The sequence below is a fragment of the Actinomycetota bacterium genome (genome assembly GCA_036280995.1).
Classification (GTDB): domain Bacteria; phylum Actinomycetota; class CALGFH01; order CALGFH01; family CALGFH01; genus CALGFH01.
The window spans coordinates 1-6,685 of record DASUPQ010000692.1; the positions used below are offsets into that span (position 1 = coordinate 1).

The window sequence follows — 6,685 nt, forward strand, 5'->3', positions numbered from 1 at the left end:
GGGCATGGAGATCATCGGGCACCTGCGGCCCTTCGGGGAGCCGCCGAGCCCGGACATCCACTCCCGCTTCTTCGACAGCACCGGCAACACCCTCGACTACGTCTACGAGCTGGAGGGCGACACCCTCACCATCTGGGGCGGCGCGAAGGGCTCCCCCGCCTATTACCGCGGCACCTTCAGCCCCGACGGCACCAGCCACTCGGGCGACTGGGTGTACCCGGGAGGCGGCGGCTACGCGTCGACCAGCACCAGGATCCAGCCCTGAGCTCCGGCACCCACAGGGAGGCGTCGGGCATAGGCCGTGTGGCTCAGGGAACACGCCCGCTGAGCAGGAGGGCCCCGATCGGGAAGGCGAACCCGTCGGGGCCCTGCCACGGGGCCAGGGTGGTCTCGGCGTCGGCGAGCAGAGCCGCTCGGGCGGCGGGGTCGGCGGCGACGATAGGGGCGGCCAGGGGCGACCCGGTGCCCTGGGCGATCAGGAATTCCTGGACCGAGCCGAACCGGACCGTGCCCGCCTGGGGGTGCACCTCCACGTCCTCGAACCCGCCTCCGGCGAGCAGGTCACGCAGCGCCGCCTCGTCGTTGAGGGTGAACGGCGCCCGCATGGTCGCGCCGGCGGCCGGGCCGATGTGGCGGTCGAGGGCGTCGGCCAGGGCGGCGAACCCCGGGCTGTGGTCGATCGAACGCCACACCATGACCGCCAGGCGGCCGCCCGGGGCCAGCACCCTGGCCATCTCGGCCACGGCCGCGGGGCGGTCGGGGAAGTACTGGAGGCCGAGCTGGCAGGCGACGACCTCGAAGCTGCCGTCGGCGAACGGCAGGTGGTCGGTGCTGGCCTGGACCCAGGCGATCGGGGCCGACCGGGCGGGGAGGGCGGAGGCGACCGCCAGCATGCCCGGATTGAGGTCCTGGCCGACCACCTGGCCGGTGCGGCCGACCCGGTCGGCGGCCAGCCGGGCGACGACCCCGGTGCCGCAGGCCGTGTCCAGGAGCCGCTCGCCCGTGGCCGGGGTGGCGAGGTCGAGGACCCGGGGGGCCCAGGGGGCGAAGATGGCCGGGACGAGCTGGCCCTGGTAGACCTCGGCGGCGCTGCCGGTGACCTGCCAGCGTTCGTCGCCCAAGGCGGCGCCGCTCCTAGTACGGGAGCTGCTGGAGGGCCCAGCCGTTGCCGTCGGGGTCCTTGAAGTAGGCGTAGGAGACGGTCGGCTTGCCGGGGGCGGTCATGTCCTCGACCTCGCTGATCTCGACCCCCCGCTCCAGCAGCTCGGCCCGGGTGGCGTGGATGTCGGGGACGACCAGGTGGAGGGCCTGGACCGAGCCGGGGGGTGTCTGGACGATCCCGACCCCGACGCAGATGGAGCAGGCCGAGCCGGGCGGGGTCAGCTGCACGACCCGGAACTCGTCGCCGAAGCGCTCGTCGAGGTCGGCGTGGAAGCCGACCTGGTCGGTGTAGAAGGCCTTGGCCCGGTCGACGTCGGTCACCGGGATCGGCACCAGCTCGAGCTTCATGGTCATGGCCGGATGGTCCTTTGCGAGGTCGCGGTCGGGGAAGGCTATCCTCTCCGGTGGCCGGGACAGAGACAAGGAGAGCCGGCGGGGCGTGAGCGAGATCGGGACCGGGACGGGCGGGGGGCAACCCCTGGACGGGCTGCGGGAGCAGGTGCGCGAGGCGGCCAGGGCGGCGGCCGCGCACGACCTGGCGCCCAAGCCGCCGCGGGCCTCGGAGGTCACCCTGTCCCAGCACATGGACCTGTCGAACGCCAACTTCATGGGCAACGTCCACGGTGGCGAGATCATGAAGCTGATCGACACCGCCGCCGGGATCGCGGCCAGCCGCCACGCCGGAGGGCCGGTGGTGACGGCCTCCCTCGACCAGATGAGCTTCCTGCACCCGGTGCACGTCGGCGACGTGGTCCTGGTGCGGGCCTCGGTGAACGACGTCGGGCGGACCTCGATCGAGGTCGGGGTGCGGGTCGAGGCCGAGGAGATCCTCAGCGGCCGGCGCACCCACACCTCCTCGGCCTACCTGGTGTTCGTGGCCCTGGACGAGCGCGGGCAGCCGCGGCCGGTGCCCGGGCTGGTCCCCGAGAACGACGTCGAGCGCCACCGCCAGGCCGAGGCCAAGATCCGCCGCGAGCACCGCCTGGCCCGGGCCGAGGCCATCCGGCGCCGGCGCGACCAGCTCGACACGTGAGCGCGGCGACCCGGCCCGGCGACGACGGGGCGGTCACGCCGGCGCAGGTGCTGGCCGGGCTGCTGCTGGCCATCATCGTGCTGTGGCTGCTGGTCCCGTTCGCCGGAGTCGACCCGCCGAGGGGGCTGACGGCCAGCAACGCCCCCTGGACCGACGAGGGCTTCAACCTGGCCAACGCCCGCGAGCGGGTCCTGACCGGCCAGTTCGCCACCGGCGACGTCGACCGCAGCCTGACCAACGGCGCCTACAGCGCGCTGGCCGCGGCCATGTTCGCCGTGACCGGGCCGAGCCTGGCCGCCGGCCGGGCCCTGTCCATGGTCGCGGTCGCCGCGGCCGTGCTGCTGCTGGCCCTCGGGCTGGCCCGGCCGCTGGGCCGCCCGGCCGCCCTGCTCGCCGCCGCCGCCCTCGGCGGGGCCAACCTCATGCTCGAGCACGGCCGGCTCGCCCTGGTCGAGGCGACCGTGGTGGCGCTGCTGGCCGGGGCGTTCGTGCTCGCCACCCGGGCGGCCTGGCGGCCGTCGCCCGCCGCCGGGATCGGGCTCGGTCTGCTGGTCGCGGCCGCCGTGTCGGTCAAGGCGATCGCGCTCCTGCCCGGGATGGTGATGCTGGCCGTGGTGCTGGTCGCGGCCGCCGTCCGCCGGGACCGGGGGGCGCTGGGCATGGGCCTGGCCGGGCTGGCGGCCCTGGTCGCGGCCGGCGGGGCCTGGCTGGCCGCGGTGGCCCTGCCCAACTGGGACCGGTTCCGGACGTCGCTGCGGATCTGGCCCTCGGTCGAGTACCTGGACGGGCCGGCCGCGATCGCCGGCCGTCTCGGCCGCTACCTGGCCGACTCCGACCAGGCCCTTGGGCGGAGCCTGCCGCTGCTGCTGGCCGCCGCCCTCGGGGTGGCCGCGCTGGCCCGCCGCTGGCCCCGGCTGACCCCCGAGGCCAGGGACGCGCTGGTCATGGCCCTGCTGTGGGGGACCGGGCTGTGGCTGGCGGTGGCGGTGGCCGACTACCTGCCCGGCAACTACGGCGCCCCCAACCGCTACGTCGTCCCGGCCCTGCCCGGGCTGGCCGTCCTGGCCGGGTTCGGGCTGGCCGACCTGGCCGCCGTCGTCGGCCGGGGCCGGGCGGGGGACAGGGACCGGTCCGGCGGGACGGGGCGGCTGGCCAAAGTGGCCGGGATCGCGCTCGGGCTGGCCGTGGCCCTGCCCGGGATGGTGGCGTACCTGGACGGGGCGCTGGACAGCGGGCGCTCGCGCGAGCAGGGCCAGCGGGCCCTGTCCGCGTCGCTGCCCAGCAGCGCGGTCGTGTACGGCGCCTACGCCCCGACCCTGCTGTTCGACACCCAGCTGGTCACACGCACCCCCTGGCCAACCGCCGAGGCCAACGTCCATGACCCGGTCGGCCGCCTCGGCGTCACCCACTTCCTCGTCGGCGCCGAGCCCGCCGACCCGACCGGCCGGGTGGCGACCCTGGCCGGCCGCGGGGCCGGCGTGACCCTGGCCCGGGTCCGCTGGGGTCCCGGCGAGCTGGTCCTGTACGGCCTGCCGGCCACGTCCGGCGTCGGCGTCTCGCCCCTGGCCGCGCCGATTGACTACCATCCGCTGGCAGGCCCGTCCCGCCGGATGTAGGTAGGTGCCGATGCCCGCAGACCCGTCCCAGCCCAAGGTCGTCGTGGTGATGCCGGCCTACAACGCCGCCCGGACGCTGGTCCGCACCTACCGCGACATCCCCCCGGGCGTGGTCGACCACGTCATCCTGGTCGACGACCTGTCCCGCGACGACACCGTGGCCGTGGCCGAGCTCCTGAACCTCCAGGTCGTCGTCCACCGCCAGAACCTCGGCTACGGCGGCAACCAGAAGACCTGCTACGACACCGCCCTGGCCGAGGGCGCCGACGTGGTCGTCATGCTCCACCCCGACTACCAGTACGACGCCACCCGCATCCCCGACCTGGTCGCCCCCATCCTGGCCGGCGACGCCGACATGGTGCTGGGCAGCCGCTTCCTCGGCGACCCGCTGGCCGGCGGCATGCCCCGCTGGAAGTTCGTGGCCAACCGGTTCCTGACCACCCTCCAGAACCGCGCCTACGACCTGCGCCTGTCCGAGTACCACACCGGCTTCCGGGCCTACTCCCGCAAGCTGCTGGAGACGATCGACTACCGGGCCAACTCCAACGACTTCGTGTTCGACCAGGAGCTGGTCGGCCAGGTCGTCCGGGCCGGCTTCCGTATCGCCGAGATCCCCGTCCCCACCCGCTACTTCGCCGAGGCCAGCTCGGTCGGGTTCCGCCGCTCGGTCGTCTACGGCCTCTCCACCCTCCGCACCCTGGCCCGCCACCGCGGCGCCACCCGGAGCAGCGCGGGTTCGGCCAACAGCCCGCTCACCGGCGAGGGCTGATCGGAGCAACCGCGGGGAGCTGTGGAGGAGGGTGCAGCTCCTGGTGCCTCGGACGGCGTACCTGCTGGGCCAGGAGCGCCGGGTGCGGGCGCCTGGCGCCAGACGCCCGCGCTGGCCGTTCCGGTTCCGGTGGGGGTCGCGAGCCCGGTGAGCGAGGGTCGGCCGCGGTCAGGCGAAGCGCTCGCGGCGGGTCTGGGGCTGGTTCTCGGGCTCGGGGACCTGGGCCACGCAGAGGATGGACTGGCCGAAGCGGGGCTGGAGGCGGCGCTCCAGGAGGCGCTCGGCGGGGACCACCAGGCGGTCGTAGAGCCGGACCAGTGCGGGGGTGGGGCGGGCCTGGCGGCCGACCCGGACGGCGGCCCACCAGGCGAGGCCGCCGAGGAGGTTGACCGGGCGGATGACCTCGGGGACCAGGCCGGCGGTCTCGACGGCGTCGCGGAGGCTGCCGGGGGTGTAGCGGCGCAGGTGGCCGAGGGCGTCGTCGAAGGCGCCGGCCAGCGACGGGTAGGCGGGCACGACCAGCAGGACGCGGCCGCCGGGGAGGGCGGCCCGGGCCATGGCCCGGAGGGCGGCCACGTCGTCGTCCATGCGCTCCAGGACGTTGAGGGCGACCACCGAGTCGACCGGCGGCTCGACCTTGAGCTTGAGCACGTCGGCGGGCAGGACCTCGATGCCGGGGCGGTCGCCGAAGCGCTCGTCGAGGGCGCGTACGCAGATCGGGTCGTTGTCGTTGACGACCAGCCGGTCGCGGTCCAGCAGCTGGGCCGAGAAGTCGCCGAGACCGGCCCCGACCTCGAGCACGGACAGGCCCAGATACGGGGCGAGCAGGCCGTGCAGGTAGCGGCGGTAGCGGTGGGCCGCGGCCAGGTCCTCCAGGCCGAGGGTGTGGATGGTGGCCCCGCCCTCGACGGCGCGCATCACCCCCGGGTCGTCGGGGGCGCCGTAGGCGGCCGGCCCGGTCCGCTCCGGCGGGCGGCGAAAGCGGTAGCGGGCCACCGCCCCGGCGGCCAGGAAGCCGTCCTTGAAGTGGATCTTCTTGCCCTGCGCGTAGGTGCGGGCCCTGTAGGAGATCGGGACCTCGTAGATCACCAGGCCCTTGCGCAGGAAGTGGGCGGTCAGCTCCATCTCCACGGTGAAGCTCTTGGCGGTCAGCCGCAGCCCCCGGTACGCGTGGCGGGTGAACACCTTGTAGCCGGTGTAGACGTCCGACAGGTAGCGGTTGAAGGCCACGTTGACCATCAGGTTGAGCAGCCGGTTGGCGATCCGGTGGGTGTAGTAGAGGCCGGCCGCGCTGCCCCGGAAGCGGCTGCCGTAGACGACCTCGTAGTCGCCGTCCAGGATCGGCTCGATCAGGGCCGGCAGGTCGCGGGGGTCGTACTCGAGGTCGGCGTCCTGGATGCAGAGGATGTCGCCGGTGGCCGCCTCCAGGCCGGTCTTGACGGCGGCGCCCTTGCCCCGGTTGGTGGGGTGGACGATGACCCGGACGTCGTCGCGGGGCAGCGGGTCGAGCAGGCTCCGCCCGGCGTCGGTGGAGCCGTCGTCGACGAAGATCAGCTCCGTCTCCAGGCCGAGGGCGTCGAAGTCGACCCTGAGGAGGCGGTCGATGACCGTCGGGAGCGTCCGCAGTTCGTTGTAGAACGGGACGACCACCGACAGCTTCATGGACATTTCTCCCCCTTCGGCAGCAGCCGGCAAAGTACCACGTCGGGTCGCTTGAGCGGTCAGTCGCCGAGCAGCATCCGCAGCCGGGAATGGTCGAGGCCGGCCAGTGGCGGTCCGGCGTCGCGGACGGCGGCGGCCTGGGCGGGGTCGAGCACGGCCACCGTGACCCGCTCGTCGGCGACCCGCTTCCAGAACCGGCCCGGGTCGAGGCCGCCGACCAGCACCACCCCGGCGCCGGCGGCGAACGGGGCCAGCAGCCCGGCGGCGGCCCCGCCGACGGTCAGCAGCGGCCGGCCCGACAGCAGCCGGTCGGCGTCGCCAAGGCCGGTCCGGGCGGCCAGGGCGGCCGCCCGCTCCAGCAACTGGTCCATGGTCGCCGTCTCGGCCCCGGCGGTGAGGGCGTCGCCCGGTGGGCCGGTGTCGGCGTCGAACACGTCCCCCATG

General features: G+C 74.6%; 8 protein-coding genes. 4 read left to right on the top strand and 4 right to left on the bottom strand.

The features are described 5' to 3' along the window. Positions 1-265, top strand: a 265-nt coding sequence (locus tag VF468_23420) for a hypothetical protein (GenBank protein ID HEX5881239.1), incomplete at its 5' end; no start/stop codon positions are given. Positions 266-308: 43 nt separating this feature from the next. Here the strand turns inward: VF468_23420 and VF468_23425 are convergent. After that, complete coding sequence (locus VF468_23425; protein HEX5881240.1) at positions 309-1,121, bottom strand: methyltransferase domain-containing protein; 813 nt, start codon at positions 1,119-1,121, stop codon at positions 309-311. A 13-nt stretch (positions 1,122-1,134) separates the two neighbouring features. After that, on the bottom strand, positions 1,135-1,515 hold the full coding sequence (locus tag VF468_23430) for a VOC family protein (GenBank protein ID HEX5881241.1): 381 nt from the start codon (positions 1,513-1,515) through the stop codon (positions 1,135-1,137). 85 nt (positions 1,516-1,600) lie between these two features. Here VF468_23430 and VF468_23435 point away from each other — a divergent pair, with 85 nt between their 5' ends. Genes VF468_23435 through VF468_23445 form a run of 3 tightly spaced genes read left to right on the top strand, consistent with a single transcriptional unit; the run spans position 1,601 to position 4,579 of the window. Further along, entirely contained in the window at positions 1,601-2,194 is a 594-nt protein-coding gene (locus tag VF468_23435) for an acyl-CoA thioesterase (GenBank protein ID HEX5881242.1), read from the top strand. Beyond that, entirely contained in the window at positions 2,191-3,810 is a 1,620-nt protein-coding gene (locus tag VF468_23440) for a hypothetical protein (GenBank protein ID HEX5881243.1), read from the top strand. Before VF468_23435 ends, VF468_23440 begins: the two co-directional genes overlap by 4 nt. 10 nt (positions 3,811-3,820) lie before the next feature. Beyond that, positions 3,821-4,579: a glycosyltransferase family 2 protein gene (locus tag VF468_23445; GenBank protein ID HEX5881244.1), complete on the top strand. Its 759-nt coding sequence runs from the start codon at positions 3,821-3,823 to the stop codon at positions 4,577-4,579. A 168-nt stretch (positions 4,580-4,747) separates the two neighbouring features. Here the strand turns inward: VF468_23445 and VF468_23450 are convergent, their stop codons facing one another. Then, the gene (locus VF468_23450; protein ID HEX5881245.1) at positions 4,748-6,241 is read right to left on the bottom strand and encodes a glycosyltransferase; all 1,494 of its coding nucleotides are present in this window, start codon (positions 6,239-6,241) and stop codon (positions 4,748-4,750) included. Positions 6,242-6,300: 59 nt separating this feature from the next. Continuing rightward, positions 6,301-6,685: hypothetical protein (locus VF468_23455; GenBank protein ID HEX5881246.1), on the bottom strand; the 385-nt coding region annotated here is incomplete at its 5' end.